1 protein-coding gene is annotated in these 627 nt (G+C 47.7%); it reads left to right on the forward strand.

Annotation, left to right across the window (positions count from 1 at the left end; all coding sequences use genetic code 11):
- The coding region (locus R8O11_RS28850; RefSeq protein WP_318195073.1) for an RnfABCDGE type electron transport complex subunit D at positions 1-627 on the forward strand (627 nt) is incomplete at both ends.

Raw genomic sequence — 627 nt, forward strand, 5'->3', positions numbered from 1 at the left:
ATGAAATGGGTAGCCTTATGTGCTATCCCTGGCTTGGCAGCGCAAACGTACTACTTTGGTTGGGGCACATTAATCCAGCTGATTTTTGCTATCGCCGTTGCAGTATCACTTGAAGCACTCGTGATGATCTGTCGTAAACGCTCGCCAATGAGAGCGTTACGAGACAACAGTGCAATTGTCACCGCATGGCTACTCGCCGTTGCCATTCCACCTTGGTCTCCGTGGTGGATCATAGTTATTGGTTTAATTTTTGCGATTGTGATTGCCAAACACCTTTATGGTGGCATTGGACAGAATCTCTTCAACCCAGCAATGGTCGCCTACGTTGTACTTTTGATTTCCTTCCCGGTTCAAATGACCAGTTGGAGTGCACCAACACTGTTGATTCCAGACCATGTGAATTTCGCAGATACCCTCTCTTTGATTTTCACTGGTTTTGATTATGACGGTCTTTCATTGCAACAAGTTCGCGCTGGTGTTGATGGTGTAACAATGGCAACTCCACTGGATGCCTTTAAAACAGGTATTCACACGGGAGCAACCCCTAGTGAAGTGCTTTCACAGCCGATCTTTGGTGGCTTGGCTGGCATCGGCTGGCAGTGGGTGAACATAGCCTACCTGATTGGC

It is taken from the genome of Vibrio sp. 1288 (assembly GCF_033344475.1).